Source organism: Hafnia alvei (genome assembly GCF_964063325.1).
In the GTDB taxonomy this organism is placed as follows: Bacteria; Pseudomonadota; Gammaproteobacteria; order Enterobacterales; family Enterobacteriaceae; genus Hafnia; species Hafnia alvei_B.
Genome location: NZ_OZ061315.1, coordinates 1065369 through 1082712 on the forward strand (window position 1 = coordinate 1065369; position 17344 = coordinate 1082712).

Annotated in this window: 18 protein-coding genes; 16 read left to right on the forward strand and 2 right to left on the reverse strand. The window is 46.6% G+C overall.

The window, feature by feature from the left end; all coding sequences use genetic code 11:
* Position 1: 1 nt before the first annotated feature.
* From AB3Y96_RS05025 to AB3Y96_RS05100, 16 genes are all read left to right on the forward strand, one after another.
* Positions 2-283: an energy-coupling factor ABC transporter substrate-binding protein gene (locus AB3Y96_RS05025; RefSeq protein ID WP_072308000.1), complete on the forward strand. Its 282-nt coding sequence runs from the start codon at positions 2-4 to the stop codon at positions 281-283.
* Complete coding sequence (locus AB3Y96_RS05030) at positions 270-947, forward strand: energy-coupling factor ABC transporter transmembrane protein (RefSeq protein ID WP_072307999.1); 678 nt, start codon at positions 270-272, stop codon at positions 945-947. The genes AB3Y96_RS05025 and AB3Y96_RS05030 overlap by 14 nt, the downstream gene beginning before the upstream one ends.
* Entirely contained in the window at positions 944-1774 is an 831-nt protein-coding gene (locus AB3Y96_RS05035) for an ATP-binding cassette domain-containing protein (protein WP_367298633.1), read from the forward strand. The genes AB3Y96_RS05030 and AB3Y96_RS05035 overlap by 4 nt, the downstream gene beginning before the upstream one ends.
* Before the next feature lie 9 nt (positions 1775-1783).
* Positions 1784-3322 carry a cobyric acid synthase gene (locus tag AB3Y96_RS05040; protein ID WP_367298634.1) on the forward strand — a complete coding sequence of 513 codons (1539 nt, stop codon included), beginning with the start codon at positions 1784-1786 and terminating at the stop codon, positions 3320-3322.
* 2 nt (positions 3323-3324) lie between these two features.
* Entirely contained in the window at positions 3325-3873 is a 549-nt protein-coding gene (gene cobU, locus AB3Y96_RS05045; RefSeq protein WP_367300275.1) for a bifunctional adenosylcobinamide kinase/adenosylcobinamide-phosphate guanylyltransferase, read from the forward strand.
* 34 nt (positions 3874-3907) lie between these two features.
* Positions 3908-4957 (forward strand): nicotinate-nucleotide--dimethylbenzimidazole phosphoribosyltransferase, encoded by a 1050-nt coding sequence (gene cobT / locus AB3Y96_RS05050; RefSeq protein ID WP_367298635.1) that lies wholly within the window; start codon positions 3908-3910, stop codon positions 4955-4957.
* 786 nt (positions 4958-5743) lie between these two features.
* The gene (locus AB3Y96_RS05055) at positions 5744-6289 is read left to right on the forward strand and encodes a fimbrial protein (protein WP_367298636.1); all 546 of its coding nucleotides are present in this window, start codon (positions 5744-5746) and stop codon (positions 6287-6289) included.
* Between the two features lie 151 nt (positions 6290-6440).
* On the forward strand, positions 6441-6968 hold the full coding sequence (locus tag AB3Y96_RS05060; RefSeq protein WP_367298637.1) for a fimbrial protein: 528 nt from the start codon (positions 6441-6443) through the stop codon (positions 6966-6968).
* Between the two features lie 187 nt (positions 6969-7155).
* A complete protein-coding gene (locus AB3Y96_RS05065) occupies positions 7156-9711 on the forward strand; it encodes an outer membrane usher protein (protein WP_367298638.1) in 2556 nt (851 codons plus the stop codon).
* Positions 9712-9715: 4 nt separating this feature from the next.
* Positions 9716-10438, forward strand: a complete 723-nt coding sequence (locus AB3Y96_RS05070; RefSeq protein WP_367298639.1) for a fimbria/pilus periplasmic chaperone — start codon at positions 9716-9718, stop codon at positions 10436-10438.
* A gap of 11 nt (positions 10439-10449) precedes the next feature.
* The gene (locus AB3Y96_RS05075; RefSeq protein ID WP_367298640.1) at positions 10450-11073 is read left to right on the forward strand and encodes a fimbrial protein; all 624 of its coding nucleotides are present in this window, start codon (positions 10450-10452) and stop codon (positions 11071-11073) included.
* A 50-nt stretch (positions 11074-11123) separates the two neighbouring features.
* Positions 11124-11654 (forward strand): fimbrial protein, encoded by a 531-nt coding sequence (locus tag AB3Y96_RS05080; protein WP_367298641.1) that lies wholly within the window; start codon positions 11124-11126, stop codon positions 11652-11654.
* 63 nt (positions 11655-11717) lie between these two features.
* A complete protein-coding gene (locus AB3Y96_RS05085) occupies positions 11718-13445 on the forward strand; it encodes a Wzy polymerase domain-containing protein (protein ID WP_367298642.1) in 1728 nt (575 codons plus the stop codon).
* The gene (locus AB3Y96_RS05090) at positions 13442-14104 is read left to right on the forward strand and encodes an EAL domain-containing protein (RefSeq protein ID WP_367298643.1); all 663 of its coding nucleotides are present in this window, start codon (positions 13442-13444) and stop codon (positions 14102-14104) included. The genes AB3Y96_RS05085 and AB3Y96_RS05090 overlap by 4 nt, the downstream gene beginning before the upstream one ends.
* Positions 14105-14123: 19 nt before the next feature.
* Positions 14124-14825, forward strand: coding sequence for a LuxR C-terminal-related transcriptional regulator (locus AB3Y96_RS05095; protein ID WP_367298644.1), 702 nt, complete (start codon positions 14124-14126; stop codon positions 14823-14825).
* Between the two features lie 191 nt (positions 14826-15016).
* Positions 15017-15217, forward strand: coding sequence for a FaeA/PapI family transcriptional regulator (locus AB3Y96_RS05100; RefSeq protein WP_080723920.1), 201 nt, complete (start codon positions 15017-15019; stop codon positions 15215-15217).
* Positions 15218-15483: 266 nt separating this feature from the next.
* On the opposite strand, the gene AB3Y96_RS05105 is transcribed toward AB3Y96_RS05100, so the two are convergent.
* Together AB3Y96_RS05105 and AB3Y96_RS05110 are read right to left on the reverse strand one after the other, a co-directional pair.
* Positions 15484-16485: a fimbrial protein gene (locus AB3Y96_RS05105; protein ID WP_367298645.1), complete on the reverse strand. Its 1002-nt coding sequence runs from the start codon at positions 16483-16485 to the stop codon at positions 15484-15486.
* 10 nt (positions 16486-16495) lie between these two features.
* Positions 16496-17032, reverse strand: coding sequence for a fimbrial protein (locus tag AB3Y96_RS05110; RefSeq protein ID WP_367298646.1), 537 nt, complete (start codon positions 17030-17032; stop codon positions 16496-16498).
* Positions 17033-17344: the final 312 nt, after the last annotated feature.

The following is a 17344-nucleotide window of genomic DNA, read 5'->3' on the forward strand; positions in this document are numbered from 1 at the left end:
AATGAAAAAAACGCTGATTTTGATTTTTCTAGTGATTGCTTTGGCCGTATTGCCGTTCTTCATTAATCACGGCGGCGAGTATGGCGGTTCAGACGATCAGGCCGAAGGCGTGATTGCCCAAATGGCGCCTAGCTATAAACCGTGGTTTGAACCGTTGTATGAACCCGCAAGCGGTGAAATAGAAAGCCTGTTGTTCACGCTGCAAGGCTCCTTCGGTGCCGCGGTGATCTTCTATATCTTGGGCTATTACCGAGGGCGTCGCGTCGTTCATGCTGGAGATTGATAAGCTCTCTTATAGCAGCCGCTGGAGCCAGAAAAAACCAGAGTACAAGTTTGCGCTGTATTTGGTTTTGCTGTTGACCGCATTGTTGGGCTCTCCGTGGATCCAACTGAGCGTGCTGCTGCTTTGCGCTGGTCTCACTTGCTATCTATTACGCGTAGGCGTACGGCGCTATCTCCGCTGGCTGGCGGTGCCGTTGGCTTTTTTGTTCACCGGACTGTTGGGCGTGGTGCTGTCGTTCTCATGGCAGGCGGATACGCTGCTGTATAGCGTTCACATCGGCCATCTGGCCTTAGGCGTTGAACAGAATGGATTAACCACGGGGATGAATACGCTGTGCCGCAGTTTGGCGGCGTTATCGGCGACCTACCTCTTCGTTCTAACTACGCCTTTCAGTCAGTGGGTGCGGCTGCTCAAGCGCAGCCGTCTTCCGTTGGTATTGGTTGAACAGGTGCTGCTGACCTACCGCTTTATCTTCATTTTTATTGAGGAAGCCGCCGCTATTCATCGCGCTCAATCACTGCGTTTTGGTTATGTCTCTTTGCGCAGTGGCTACCGTTCGTTGTCGATGTTGGTCGGCATGTTGCTGTCGCGCGTGATGGAGCGGCATAAGCAGATGAGCATTGCGTTAGAAGTTAAATTGTACAACGGAGATTTTCATCTGTGAGCACTTCGGGACTCGTCACTCAGCACCTCAGTTTTCAGTATCAGGACGGAGAGACCGTGCTGCACGATCTCTCGCTGGATTTTAATCGCGGTCAGGTCACCGGTTTGTTAGGCGCGAACGGCTGCGGGAAATCCACGTTATTCATGAACCTGCTGGGAATATTGCAGCCACAGCAGGGCTGCGTGATGTGGCAGGGTGAAAAACTACGCTATGACAAACGTAGCCTACGCGCGCTGCGTCAACAGGTGGCGATGGTTTTCCAAGAGCCAGACCAGCAAATTTTTTATACCGATATCGACAGCGATATTGCCTTCAGCTTGCGCAATCTGGGCGTTGATGAAGAGACCATTCGCCATCGCACCGAACAGGCACTCACGCTGGTGGATGCGCTCGGTTTTCGCCATAAACCGGTGCAGTATTTAAGCCACGGGCAGAAAAAACGGGTGGCGATTGCAGGCGCTTTGGTGATGAATGCGGATTATCTGCTGTTGGATGAACCGACCGCCGGACTTGATCCTTCAGGCCGTCAGCAGATGATTCATATTATTCAGAAGATTGTGGCTCAGGGTAAGCACGTGGTGATCTCCAGCCACGATATTGATTTAATTTATGAAGTTTGTGATTACCTGTATGTTCTCGCGCAGGGAAAATTGGTGAGTGAGGGCCGCGAGAGCGAGGTTTTCCTACAGCGCGATATGTTGCAACGTGCGGGGTTGGTCCAGCCGTGGCTGGTGAAAATGCATCAGCAGCTGGGATTGCCGTTGTTTAAAACCGAGTATGAGCTGTTTGCTTTCAAGCCGGAATTCATGCCAGAACAGGTTAAATAGGAAGATATCATGGGTTTATCCATCATGGTGCAAGGCACCGCATCGGACGTAGGTAAAAGTGTTCTGGTCGCTGGGCTGTGTCGTATTTTCCGTCAAGACGGATACCGCGTGGCACCGTTTAAATCTCAAAATATGGCGTTGAATTCAGGGATTACCGCTGATGGCGGTGAGATGGGGCGCGCGCAGATTTTTCAGGCTGAAGCGGCGGGAATCGAACCCGATGTACGCATGAATCCGGTTTTGCTCAAGCCAACCAGCGACTGCCGTGCACAGGTGGTTCTGATGGGGAAGGTGGCCGATCAGATGGACGCCGTGACCTATCATGAATTCAAACCGCAACTGCTGGAACAGATTGCACAGGTCTATCACAGCCTAGCGGATGAAGTGGATATCATGGTGCTGGAAGGCGCAGGTAGCCCGGCGGAAATCAACCTACGCGATCGCGATATTGTGAATATGGGGATGGCCGAGAAAGTGGATGTTCCCGTCATTCTGGTGGCAGATATCGACCGTGGCGGGGTGTTTGCCTCCATCTATGGCACCTTGGCCTTGCTGGAACCTGATGAACGGGCGCGGGTAAAAGGCGTCATTATCAATAAATTTCGCGGCGATGTGAGCTTATTAACTTCGGGTTTGCGTCAGATAGAAGAACTCACCAACGTGCCCGTGATCGGCGTAATGCCGTGGATCGATGTACAACTGGAGGATGAGGACGGCGTTGCGCTGCAAAAAGGTAAGTACCGGCAGCAGGGTGCGAATTTGCTGGATATTGCGGTGATCCAAACGCCGTATATTTCTAATTTCACCGATTTCAATGCGCTTAATGCACAGCCGGATGTGCGGCTGCGCTACGTCACGCATCGTGATGAATTGGGGGAACCCGACCTGCTGATTTTACCCGGCAGTAAAAATACCTTAAGCGACCTCAGCTACTTACACGATAGCGGTCTGACGCATCAAATCTTGCTTGCGCATCAGAAAGGTACGCCGGTGCTGGGCATCTGCGGTGGTTTTCAGATGCTGGGAAGGCATATTGTTGATGGCGTAGAGTCTGGCGTTGATCAGATGTCAGGGCTGGGGTTGTTAGATTGTGAAACGAAATTTTCGCACCAGAAAATGACCACCCGCGTGATTGGCAAAGTTCAGCCCGCGTTAAGCGGTATCTTTGCCGCCTGCCAAGAACAAGCATTAGCCGGATACGAAATTCACATGGGGCACACCGAGCTTGGTGAGCAGGCGTCACCATTGACGTTATTGCAGCAACGTAACGGTGAAGACATCAATCAATGTGAGGGCGCAATTAGCCCTGATGGCTCGGTGGCCGGTACTTATATTCACGGTATTTTCGATTCAGACGATTTCACGCGCAGTTTGCTAAACGCGCTGCGAGAACGCAAAGGTTTAGCGCCGCTCGTTGGGGAAGCTTTTCAGTATCAGGCTTTCAGGGATCAACAGTTTGATCTGCTGGCTGCGGCAATGCGCCAGAATATTGATATTGACGCCGTGTATCGCCTTATGCGTGAACACGTTACTGAGCAGGTGGGCTAATGATGATTTTGATTACCGGTGGGGCGCGCAGCGGGAAAAGCACGCTGGCGGAGAAATTAGCCGCTCAACGTGGCGATAGGGTGTTATATATCGCGACTTCGGTGATAACCGATGACGAGATGGCTCAGCGGGTGCAAATCCATCGACAAACTCGCCCGTCGCAGTGGATGACGCACGAGGGCTATCGCGATCTGGGCGCCGTTGTGAGGGATAAAGGCGCAGGCTGTCACGCCATTATGCTGGAGTGCATCACGACGATGATCACCAATCTGCTGTTTGAGCAGGCGGGCAATGTGGCCGCTGAAGAGATGGATTTTGCCGCACTCGAGCAAGGCATTCACCAGCAAATCGACGCGCTGATAATGGCATGCCGCCAGAGCGATGTTCCCATTTATATCGTGACCAACGAACTTGGGATGGGCATTGTGCCGGATAACCTGCTGGCGCGACGTTTCAGAGATATTGCCGGGCGCGTCAATCAGCGGCTGGCTGCTCAGGCCCAACAGGTCTACCTCGTCATTTCAGGGATTGAAGTAAAAATAAAAGGCTGATAATTCGGTCGTTTACATTTCAACAGAGACAACCATGCAAACATTAGAACAGATCATTGCTCAGATTAAACCGCTGAACCAAGACGCGATGCGTAAAGCCCAGATAAAGCTCGATGGTTTGCTAAAACCAACGGGGAGCTTGGGGCGTTTAGAACAGTTAGCCGTGCAGCTAGCCGGTATTTTTGGCGAAGATGCGGTGAGTGTAGCGCAGAAGAAAATTATCGTGATGGCGGCAGATCATGGTGTTTTTGCAGAGGGGGTTGCGATTTCTCCGCGCGCGGTGACGGCGATTCAAGCCCAGAATATGGTGCATGGTGTGACGGGCGTTTGCGTATTGGCAAAACATGCCGGCGCTGAGGTGATGATTGTTGACGCGGGCATTGATTGCGATCCGATTCCGGGCGCGGTGGATATGCGCATGGCGCGAGGCTGTGGAAACATTGCCAAAACCGCAGCGATGAGCCGTGAGCAGGCAGAGATCCTATTGGTGAAAGCCGCAGCGCTTGCGATGCAACAGGCAGAGAACGGCGTGCGGTTGCTCGGCGTGGGTGAATTAGGAATAGCGAATACCACCCCTGCCGCCGCGATTGTCAGCGTGATGACGGATAACGATCCGGAACGCGTCGTTGGCATTGGCGCGAATTTTCCCAGCGAGCAACTACAGCACAAAGTGAACGTGGTACGCCGTGCCATTGCCTGTAATCAACCGAACGCTGACGACGGAATCGACGTTTTGGCCAAGGTGGGAGGTTTCGATTTAGCGGGTATGACCGGGTTGATGTTAGGTGCTGCGGCAGCGGGGCTGCCAGTGGTGCTTGATGGTTTTCTCTCGTACGCCTCGGCGCTGGTTGCTTGCCAGATTGCACCGCAGGTTCACGATTATTTGATCCCTTCGCATTTTTCAGCGGAAAAAGGTGCGCGTATTGCGCTAGAGAAACTGAGACTTGAACCCTACCTGCAGCTAGAAATGCGTCTGGGTGAAGGCAGCGGAGCCGCTGTTGCCATGCATATCGTAGATGCAGCGTGTGCGGCCTATAACGAAATTGGTAGCTTGGCTGATAGCAACATCGTACTTCCTGCTTAACGTCTTCCTCAGCATTAATTTCCCCTGTATCCCTTTGGTACAGGGGTTCTCCCGCACTTTCCCCTCGTCAATTTCTTACGAAGTTTCTCGCCATTTCGCGACATTATTTTGGTTATAACATTTCAAACCCTGAGAGATATATTTCAAAACAATAGTAATCATGCTATTAGCGCGAATAGGCCTAGTCAGCAGGGAAATCAATGTATTTTCGGCAAGTGAAAAAACTATTTACGAATTCCTAGCGTTTATTAAAAACCATAAAATTTATTATTTGGTATTAATCCTATTGCCACATATGTATTTCATATCACATTGTTGCATTTATGTTTAATTATTGTTTTTGATTTGATCAAAAACGGTGGTTTTCAGCTTTAAACACCGGTTTTTTACACTTTATAAAATTTAACTTTTTATAATATCTTTCTTTAAAAGATTATGTATCGCAACTTTTCAATGTGCGACAAAGTAGCTCGCATAAGTCATAGGAATTATCCTATTCAGGTGAAACTGTCGTATTAACCTATTAGTGTAAATTTTTGTTTTTTTATGACATTGTCGGAATTATTATTTCCGGAGCCAGATATGAGTACGGATTACACAATTTTTATCTGGGAAGTGAAATTTTTAACTGGTGTTATGGCTTAATCTCCTGTTTGCATAAGATAAATTTATAAATATATTTATCTGAAAACCAAAAAATAAAATTTCACAGGGAATAAATACATTATGGATATTTTCGCCTTAGCCGGCGAAGGAACTCTTATTATCTAAATTATGGAAACAAAAATGAAAATGAATAAATTAGCTGTGGCATTGGTTATGACTATGGGTATTGCGTCTGCAGCAGCTAATGCAGCAGGCACAGTAGGCGGCAACGGTGTTATTAAATTCAACGGTTCTATTGTTGATGCTGCGTGTTCAATTGCGCCTAATAACAGCGAGCAGACTATCGATCTGGGTTCTATTGCAATTAAGGCCTTGAAAGGCGGCGCTAAATCAACTCCAGCTGATTTCCACATCAAGCTGACTGGCTGTGACATTAGCGGCGGTGCTGCACCTAAAGCTTCTATTACCTTCAACGGTACTACCGCTACGGGTTCAACCAAACTGTTGGGTATCGTCAGCAGCACAGCGTCGGGCGTGGGTGTTGGTATTACCGATGCTAACGGTAAAGATTTCGAGCTGGGTAAAGAAACCGAAGTTAAGACCTTGATTCAAGGTGAGAACTCACTTGATTTTGCTGCCTATGTTCAGGCAACAGGTGCTTCAGGATCTGCTATCACCGCAGGTGACTTCACCAGCCAGACTGACTTCGTGATTACTTACAACTAATTGTTCTTGAATGATTGGATCTGTATTCACATTGAAATATATAAATCACTGATTACAGAGAAAATTACTTAAGAATGATGTTGTGGTCATGGATTGGGGCGTTGATGACAACGCCCTTATTTCCAGAGAGTGGTTTAGTAGGAGAGATAGCATGGTGGTCCGTACGCTCTGTGCCTTTATGGTTTTATTTGTAACAACGGCGGGGGCTATGGGTGTTCAGCAGGGGCGCGTCAAAATGGGCGGCACCTTGGTGGCAACAGCATGCAGCATATCTTCTGGATCATTAGAACAGGTTATTGATTTAGGCTCTCTGCCGGTTAGTGAGCTTGCGCGTACTGGGCAAGGTCCAGAAAAAGCATTCGTCATCAAATTGGAAAACTGTGAACTGACTTCTCAGGATAATTTGCGTCCTGATTTTAAAAGTGTGCACCTCACGTTTGATGGGGTTAGAGATGATACCGCCAATTTGCTAAGTATTAATGGAGAGGCCAGCGGGATTGGTCTGATACTGAAAGATGAGGCTGGCAATACTATTGTGCCGGGGAAAGCCATAGCAGATATTCCACTGAATGTGGGGTCGATGGATTTGAATTATAAGCTGGCGATTCAGCGAAATAAGCATGAATTACGCGCTGGGAATTACAGCGTTATTGTGAAATTCAAAGTGGAATATTTATAAAAAAAGATTTTATAGAAAAATAATTACTCTCCTCATCGTTACCTCATATTAGGTACGGGGGAGTTTGCGCATAAAACGAATTTCAGACAGGTTTTTGTCTTCATGTTATGCGCACATTAGGTGAATGGTTTTCTGTAAGAACTGTTTTTGTTTGGTACATCTGGGCTAGAGAATAATAGAGACGGTAATGTCTACATTCCATATCAATAAAATCAGTTTGGCCATGGCGTTTGCATTGGCTAGCACCAGCATGTCCAGCAAAGCCGTAGAGTTTAATACGGATATGCTAGATACCGCAGATAAGGCAAATATCGACTTTTCTCGTTTCTCAAAAGCAAACTATATCTTGCCTGGTCTGTATCAGTTAGCACTGAGAGTTAATGACCAGAACGTGGGTGAGTATCCGTTTAATTACTACCCACGAGAAAACCAGCCAGACAGCAGTGAAGCCTGCGTTTCACCGCAAATAGTCAGTGAATTGGGATTGAAACCTGCCGCCTTAAATAAAGTGACCTACTGGCATCAGGGAGAGTGCGCAGATTTTAGCCAGCTTGAAGGTACAACGGTTCGCGGAGATTTATCGAACTCAAGTTTGCAGCTTTCTATTCCACAGGCATGGATTGAGTACAGCGATCCAAATTGGGTTCCATCGTCACGTTGGGATGAAGGGATCCCAGGTTTGCTGCTGGACTACAACCTGAATGCTTCGATGAGTCGCCCTAATGAAGGTAGCAATAGCCAAAATGCCAGCATAAGCGGAACCGTGGGGGCTAACGCCGGTGCATGGCGTTTGCGTGGCGATTATCAGGGGAGCTATAGCCGTGCTTCAGGCTCATCGCAGAGCAGTCAGCACAATATGGATTGGAGCCGCGTTTATATGTATCGCGCGCTCCCCACGCTGCGTTCAACGCTATCGGTGGGGGAAAACTATCTCTCATCCAGCATTTTCGATTCTTGGCGTTACACCGGGATGTCTTTGAGCAGCGATGACCGGATGCTGCCTCCCGCGTTACGTGGCTATGCACCGGAAGTTTCCGGGATTGCCAAAACGAACGCCAAGGTTGTGGTGACTCAGCAAGGACGTGTGCTGTATGAGACCACGGTGCCATCAGGTCCATTTCGTATTCAAGATTTGAGTAGCGCGGTGACCGGCAAGCTTGACGTAAAGGTTGAGGAACAAGATGGAACGGTTCAAACATTTCAGGTTGATACCGCGACGATCCCTTATCTGACCCGCCCCGGAATGGTGCGTTATAAGTTTGCGATGGGGCGTCCGTCAACCTACGAACATCATATACAAGGCCCAACTTTTGCAACCGGTGAGTTTTCATGGGGGATTGCCAATAGTTGGTCTTTGTATGGCGGTAGCATTCTTGCAGGGGACTATAACTCGGCGTCGATGGGTATTGGGCGCGATCTGTTTTTGCTCGGTGCCGTTTCTGCCGACGTGACGCAGTCTTTTGCTCGCTTACCCGGTGAAGAGCAACGCCAAGGGAAATCATGGCGCTTGAGCTATTCCAAACGCTTTGATGAGTACGACAGTGAAGTGACCTTTGCGGGTTATCGCTTCTCCGAGCGTGATTATATGTCGATGGGCGAATTCCTCGATGCGCGCTATCACGAGGAAAATTCAGGTCACGATAAAGAGCTTTATACCATCACGGCGAATAAAAACTTCTCCGAAGTGGGGTTGAGTTTTTACTTCAGCTACAGCCATCAGACCTATTGGGATCAGCCAACGGATGACCGTTATAGCCTGTCTGGAAACACGTATGTGAGTCTATTTTCGCTGAAAAATGTGTCTCTCAACGTTTCTGCCACGCGCAGCAAAATTAATGAACGCAATGATGATGCGGTGTTTGTGAGCCTGTCTATTCCGATGGGGAATTCTGCATCAATCGGCTATGACGGCCAGTACAGCAACAATCGATATAGCCAGAACGTCAGCTATTACGACCGTGTTGATAATAACAACAACTACCGAGTGTCTACCGGGGTCAGCAGCGGCGGTGATGAGAGCACCCGAACACAGTTTAATGGCTATTACAGCCATCGCGGCGATTTTGCTGATATGAGCGCTAATGCCGCCTATTCGCAGGGTAACTACAGCTCGGCGGGGATGACAATGCAGGGGGGGGCCACGATTACGGCGAAAGGTGCGGCGCTGCATTCGGGCGGGATCAGCGGAGGTACTCGCTTGATGGTGGATACCGAAGGCGTTGGCGGCGTTCCGATTAACGGCGGCCGTGTGCATACCAACGGTTACGGTATCGGGGTGATTACGGATATGAACAGCTATTACCGTAATTCAACCAGTATTGATTTAACCAAAATGGCCGACGATGTGGATTCTAGCCGTTCCGTTGTGGACTCAGCGCTGACTGAAGGGGCGATTGGTTATCGCAAATTTGGCGTAATCAAAGGTGCTAAGGCTCTAGCGGTATTGGCAATGGCAGATGGTAGCCATCCGCCGTTTGGCGCCAGCGTAAGAAATAGTGAAGGCAAGGAATTGGCCATCGTAGGTGATGGCGGCATGGCTTGGCTAACAGGCCTGCAGGGCGGAGAGTCACTCGATGTGTTATGGGATGGCGCAGCACAGTGTGTGATATCCATTCCTAAAACCTTGCGAGATCAGGAGCAGCTGCTTTTACCGTGTCATACGGTAGCGCAAAGCCAAACATCCACGGTAGCGAAAGATAGCGCTGCTATAGAACCGACAGATAACATCCATGAAGAGCAATAACATTATGAAATTAAAACAAACTTTATCATTAGGCTTCGTCTTGTTACTGGCTGCTCAGGCAGCAGAGGCAGCCATTGCTCTCGATCGTACCCGCGCCATTTTCGATGGTAGCCAAAAATCGATCAGCCTGAATATTCGCAACGATAATACTCAGCTGCCTTATTTAGCACAGTCATGGTTGGAAGATAGCAATGGCCAGAAGATTACCGATCCTCTGGTGGTTGTACCGCCTGTTCAACGCGTAGAACCTGGCGCTAAGAGCCAAATCAGAATCAATGCCATGGCCGGGGTTGCCAAGCTGCCACAGGATCGCGAATCCGTATTCTATTTTAACGTGCGTGAAATCCCACCGCGCAGCACTAAACAAAACGTGATGCAGATTGCGTTGCAGACCAAGATCAAACTGTTTTATCGCCCAGCACCGATCGCGATCGATTCAGATGTGATTTGGCAGGAAAAAGTGGTGCTGACTAAAGCCGGCGATGGCTATCAGATCCATAACCCAACGCCTTATTACCTCACCGTGATTGGTATTTCTGGGCAGGCGAAATCCGATTCTGCAAGCGATTTTCGCCCTGTAATGGTGCCGCCAAAATCCACGCTTAAGGCGATCTCTCCGGTTTATGCCACGCCATATGTCACCTATATCAACGATTTTGGCGGTCGCCCTGAACTGAAATTTACCTGCAGCGGTAGCGAGTGCCGTGCCGTTGCCAACCAAGGCTAGTGGTGAATGCTATGCGTACTTCATGTCTAAAGTTTGCCCGCACAACGCTGTGGCTCTGCCTACTTTCAGGGTTAGTCACCACGCTAGGTCTGCGACTGGCTAATGCAGATGACATTGATGGCTGGGATGTGTTTGGTATGCATGGCGAGCTTTTGGTGCAGGGCGCATTAACGGAACCTACCTGTGTGCTGGAAATGGAGTCGAAAGAGCAAGCTGTGAATTTAGGAACGATTTCCCGTGTGAGTTTGAATCGGGTGGGAAATCGAACCGATCCTGTAGCGGTGCATATTCGGCTGAAGGACTGCGGCGTGGTGGGGAACTCACCGCGAGACAATATACACGGCGGCAATATCACCTACCTTCCAGGACAGTTGGTTTCTTATATCACCGTGAATGGGGTGCAGAGCGATAACAATAAATATCTGATGAAGGTATTTGGCTCGGCACGAGGAGTTGGTTTGCGGTTGGAAGACGAAAAACATCGTCAGTTAGTCCCTGGCGAACATAGCGAGCCGCTGATTATGTCTCAAGGAAATATGGATTTAGTGATGCACGCCATGCTGGAACGCATTCCTGAAGAGCTGATCGAAGGCGAATTTCACACTACGGTTAATTTAAATATTTCGTACCAATAAAATTTCTTAAACGTAAATATGCGCTCGTAGTTATGCTGAGGGAAATAAATATGAAGTTTTTAGCCGTGCTATGTTTAGCACTATTTTCAAGCATTTCATGGGCAACGATAGATATTAACTTTCATGGTGAAGTTGTCAGTGAACCCTGCGAGGTTGATATCAATTCTGATGGGCAGAGTGTTGATTTTGGTGTTACCGCGATTAAGACATTTTATTCAGAAGGTCGCTCTGATTCTAAATCTTTCAACATTGGTCTGAAAAACTGCGATGTATCAATTTCGAAAACGGTGCTGGTGTCTTTTGTTGGCACAGAAGATAACGATCAAAAAGGGTATCTCTCGTTAAAAAGTGCTCAGGTTAAAGGATTGGCTATCGGCATAGAGTCGGTGTCTGGCGATGTGCAAAGCCCGTCTACGCTTATCCCATTGAATACTGGGTCGGCTAAATTCAGCCTAAATCAAGGCGCTAACTCCTTTAAGTTTGCTGCATTTTTACAGGCATCGCCAAAAAGTATTGCCAACCACAGCATTACCGAAGGGGATTTTAATACGACGGCTGAATTTCATCTTGAATATCCCTAGTCGATATATCTAACGAAAAGCGTTTCCAATCGATATAGCGTAAAGCGTTATTAAGAGTAAAGAATGCAAGTAATTAACCGAAAAGCTATTTTAGTCATGTTGCTAATTTATTTAGCATTGGCGATGCACGTCGTTATTCCTAGTATGGGCGGTAGCGGATTGCGGGTGCCGGGAAATATTGTCGCTTGGATATTCGTTGCGCTATCTGTGCTTGCTTATTGGTTGCTTAATCTTAATCAACCCATTATTACGACAACCACATCTAATCTAATTTCTATCGGCATATTATTGCTGCTACTTCCTCTGCTTTATACGTCAGAAAAATGGCTGAAAGAGGCAGTTCTGCAAATGGCTGGCATAGTGGCAGGGCTGGTCTTTTATTTCACCTTATTACAATGCCGCTTTAGCGCTCGCTGGCGCGTCTTGCTGCTTAATTTTTTGCTGTTTGCGACTTTGGTGCAGAGCGTCGTCGGGTTTATTCAGCTCACTCTGCTGCCCCCTAACTCAGTCTTGATGGCGCTGGGAGATGAGGGGGTTAGGCCAACCGGCGTGTTTCGTCAGGTCAATGTGATGGCCTCGTTTATGGCTACGGGACTGGCTTGTTCGCTGCATCTTCTTTATTTACCGCAATCGCTAAATACCAGAAGTAAAACGAGCGCAGTGATTCATCACTTAATGCATCTACAGCAGCTAGCAGCGCTGGTTTTACTGCCCGCAATGCTCATTTTGCTTCAGTCACGCGCTGGTTATATCGGTGCGATGGCTGTCGTACTGATTAACTTCTTATTACGCGCAAGGAGCCAGCCGCGTCGTACCGCTGTATTTATCTGCTTAATTATTGGCGGTATTTTGCTTGGCTATATCCTGATCGCCGGCGCAGATCTGGTTATCCCTGTCTCCCATGATGGTTCAAATCTGGAGCGTTGGAAGATCTTACAGATCACACTAGCGATGATGATGAATCATCCGGTTGTTGGTTGGGGATATGGCAGCTTTGAGTACAGCTTTGCCCATTTTGCCCTTGGCATGACACCACCGATAACCGGAATGGGCGTTATCACACACCCGCATAACGAGTTGTTGTTTGGCTGGGTTGAGGGGGGAATTGCGGCCCTAGCAGGGTATGTTGTTCTGGCCATCGCCTATTTCCGATTAATGGTAGTGGCATGGCGGAGAACGGATAAAAGTCAGTTTACATTGTGGCTGGTGATGCTGCCTTTTGCGGTGCATACCCAGTTGGAATATCCGTTTTATATGTCCACCGGGCATTGGCTCATTTTTTTACTGTTGTTAAGCCTTACGGATTCTGCGCTCTCTAAGCGGCTTGTTGTCACGAAGCCTAAGATTGCGAAGGGGATTCAAGCTGCGTCAATAGTCGGAGCATGCGGTGGTCTGGGGATCATGCTTTCTACATTGCAAGCTCAAATATGGTTGACCAAAGCCGAACAGCTACAGCTAAGACAGGTAAATATCGATTTCCCTCAATTAGAGCAACAGCTTTGGCAGACTTGGATATTTCAAGAACGCATTGATTACGACCGGCAGGTTAACCAGCTTTTGCAATATAACGCCAGTCGGGATCCTAAGATATTACAGAGCTATATCACGTGGTCGCAGCAATATCTTTCACACCATGTTGATCAAAATGTATATGCCTATCGTATTGCCATATTGCATTTCAGTAATAAAGCAGATGAGGCGGAAAAACAGCGTCATGAGGCTAGCCAAATATTTTCGCATGATCCCCGCTTTCAGGGGCCGGTAGCGATTACGTCAAGGGAGGGGGAATGACGATGTTTAACCATCAGTCTCCAGCAGGAATTAAGCTTCAGCCTATCGTTGAATTAAAAACCGACTCGATTATTGGTTATGAGGTGCTTAGCTATTTTACCGAGGACGTTGATTCTGAATATTACTTTCAGCATGCACCTGAAAATATATTAATTTCGATTTTCAACCAACAGGTTAAGCAGGTGGCGAGTCATCCTGCTGGATACCATTATTTTATAAATTTGTCGGTACGAGATCTATTGAGCTCGGAGTTAGAAAGTAAAATTCAGCTACCTCCAGAGCAGAAGCTGGTTATCGAACTACAGGATCCAGAAAACCTAGTTAATCTGAGTGATGTAGAGAAAATTCAATTAGTCAAAAATCTTGAGCGATTGCGTGAACGTCATATCGCTATTTGGCTCGACGATCTTGATGAATCACTATTGTCTACGGTCTGCGAGCTTAATTTTTATTTTGATGGCATCAAGATTGATAAGTATGCCTTTTGGCGTACTCAATCTTCTCCACTCGAGCTCAATCAACTAGTCAAAAGGTGTTATCAAATAACATCCAACGTATTAATTGAAGGTATTGAAACTTTACAGCATAGGGATATTGCTGCTCGCTCAGGCGCTAGCCATTTACAGGGCTATCTTTGGCCAGAAACAATAATCCAATAATAAGCTTCCGGGTGACAAGATGATTAGAGTTTTGATTGATGATGATAATGCTTTCTACCGTGAAGGTCTGTGGAATTTTATAAAGAAAAACTTTGCTTCAGGTGATTATGGAACCCTTGAACTACTCGAAACCAGTCAAGATAACTTGGTGGTTTCCGATATTGTAGTAAAGATATTCCAAAATGGTGGTGCTCAAGTTTGTCACCATGAGTTATTGCATCGTAAGGCGAATTTGTTGTTGGTTGGCGTATGTAGTGAAGCTGCGCAGCCACCGTTGTCTCGGCTACCTGATTGTTTGAAAAATGTACTGTTTGTTAGCCGCAAAGAAACTTTGAATACGCTGGGCCTCAAGCTGCTGCAGGCGTGGAAGCGTGTACAACTTGAAGAAGAGAGAGTCCGCAACTGTCAGGAGTGCCAAGCGCTCTATTTTTCTCCTCAAGAAGAGAAGGTGGTGCGTTATATATGTCTAGGTTTTAGCGTTGAGCGCATTGCATGGATACTTTCTTTAAATATTAAAACCATTAGCAGCCATAAACGCTCAGTGATGCACAAATTTAATTTGAACAGCGATGCAGAGCTTTTGGCTTTGATGAAAATTTACGAAGAGAGACTCACTTATGTCTCTGGCCGCCGCCGTCTTTTTTATTTAAACACACCAGTGATTGAGTTAAATAATAAACGTCGTTTGCAAGAGAAATTAATTCATACTGTCGCGCTTTAATGGAATTGATTTTGGACCCTCATCTACGATGAGAGAAGTATCCGCCAGGGACGGTAGAATTGCCGCACGTGCGGTAGCAACAACAAAGACACATAACGTTCAACGATAACGAGTCAATGGAGTTGGAAATGGATAAATTAACGAAGAAAGAAAGAATCTACATGAATCTGGGTAAAATATGTTCAATTAGAATGGGGGAAACTCGCAGCACAGACCCTTATCTACCTGAATCATGCTGGCCAAAAACCAGAGAGGTTGCAGAAGAAAGTGGTGAAAGCATTTATGTTACGCGCCACTGGTTATTGCAGCTTGTTGGCGAAGGTAAGGTAAATTGCTATCAAGGAGGAGCTGGCCGTAGCAATTCTCTACGCTGGTGCATTCCAACCCGCTAATTTTAGAGCTCAACCCCATCGTTGATTATTAGCTTTTGCACTTATTCCTTTAGCGGGTAGACTGTCGCATTTTCATTTCTCCGAACATATTTATGTACGGAGTATTTTTGCGGCATTTTGCAATGGAAAAATCCTAATAACCAGCAGATGAATTTAATATATGTTTTAATAATAGCGCAGATGAGGGGAACCTCGTCTGCGTTTCTACTTATTAATCTAAAAATATTACTTAGGAAAATAGAATATTAGGATTTTTCTAAACAAGGTTAATAGTAATTGACTTTAACGATCGTCGTTGCCACGAAAGGTCCGGCCTTAATCGTTTTGCCCGGTATTATTGAAATATTGGCTTTGTAATTTTTACTCAGCTCAGTAATACCTTTCATACTACCGAAATTAGTATATTTATTGAACTCAACGGCTTTGCTATCTTGGTCTGTAAAACTGAGTTTTACGCCGTTGTTTAAATTAATATGCGTGCTATCAAGCAGGGTTTCAGTTGTTGAGAACTCAGATGTTAAGGAGAAATCTTCAAGGCATCCGCCTTCCTTGACCGCTTTTACGCTGAAATCTTTTGAGAGTATGCTGCCGCCGCTGAGCGTTGTTCGGTCAATATCACCAAAGTCGAGATTCTGATTTTCTGGATAGAGTTTTATCTGCGCGCCGCAGCTTAAAAAACGTGTTCCGGTTAAGCCTGATAAAGAGTATTTGAGGTTTTTAGCCTTAGGCTGGAAGTTGATCCCACCGGCGCCATCAAGCTGGAATACGACAAATTGATCGGCTCCCTGATAGTGCCCTGAGGCTGGCGGTTTACCGTCTACACGAATATAAAGGCGGAAAGTAACAGTAACGATCTTAGAGGTTGGAGTACCGTAGCCGGGTTTATATACAGGACCGCCACCAGGTACCTGCAATCCTTGTCCATTTTGCTCAAGATCTTTTCCTTCATAAGTCACCCCAAGCCTCAGCCCTTGACCGAGAGACATAGATTTTGGGTTGAAATAGAAAGTGACGTAGTCCCTTACGTTTGACTCAACGTTATTGTCACAGTAGGCGGTAACCGTAATTGGGTTAGACTCCCATACTTTGGTCTTATCGGGAACGTTAGCGGGGATCGCTAATTCACCGATATCGATAGCGGGTTTGTCGACAACATTGGTGCCGTATTCAACGCAGTCAAAAGCAGAGGCATGAAACGATGCAAATAATAATCCCGCAAGTGGTAGCAGGCGTTTTCCATGAAGTTTTGAAAATAAAGCGTGTTTCATTTATCACCTGTCAGAGATAGCGTGTAACCAGCGTGGATGTGGCTTTGAATTCGCCTTCTTTTAATTCCACCGCATCAGATATTTTTATGGGCACCGCGCGTAGTTGAATAGTCTGTGTTTTCTGAATGGTAAAGAATGTATTCAGATCGATATTTTTGCCGGTGACATCATCTGAGAGGGCAATGGCTAGGTTATCAAGGCTTGTGGTCAGGTAGTTGCTTTTACCCGAGGATGTCCCCTGAAATTCTAGCTGTACGGTTGCCCCTGTCGTGATGCTGCATACAATATCGACGGGAGTCACGCTAGCGAAAGCAACACCGTCGATTTTTTTTAGTGCGATGCGCTTGAAATCCACATCGAGATTATTGTTTTGGTTAATTTTGCAGGCGGCTGGTTCAAATATATTACCGCGAATGTATAGCGTACTTTTGGAGTCATCTTTTGCCTGACCGCCACTCACCGGGGCTAAAGCTGCAAATGCAGAGCCATTAATAGAGAGCAAAACTCCTAAAAGAAATAATTTTACGTCGCAAAGGCGCATTTTCATTTTATTAACTCGTTACCACATAAAACGGAATTTATCTCCTTGGCTTAATCTAGCTCAAATGACGTTGGGAGATATATTGAGCGCAGTAAGGGTAACGTATTCATATGCTGGTAAAAACTAACTTTATGGTGAGAAATAAAATGCGAGGTAATTTATCGTATGGGCGATCTGATATTTATTACGCGACCAAAATAATCAATTTATTCGCATAAAACAGTATAAAAAACTATTAAATCCTGATGATGTCTCAGTTTCTCTCTTTTAGAAATATTTTCATTTAAAAACAATTTGTTATGTTTTTTTAGGCTGGCT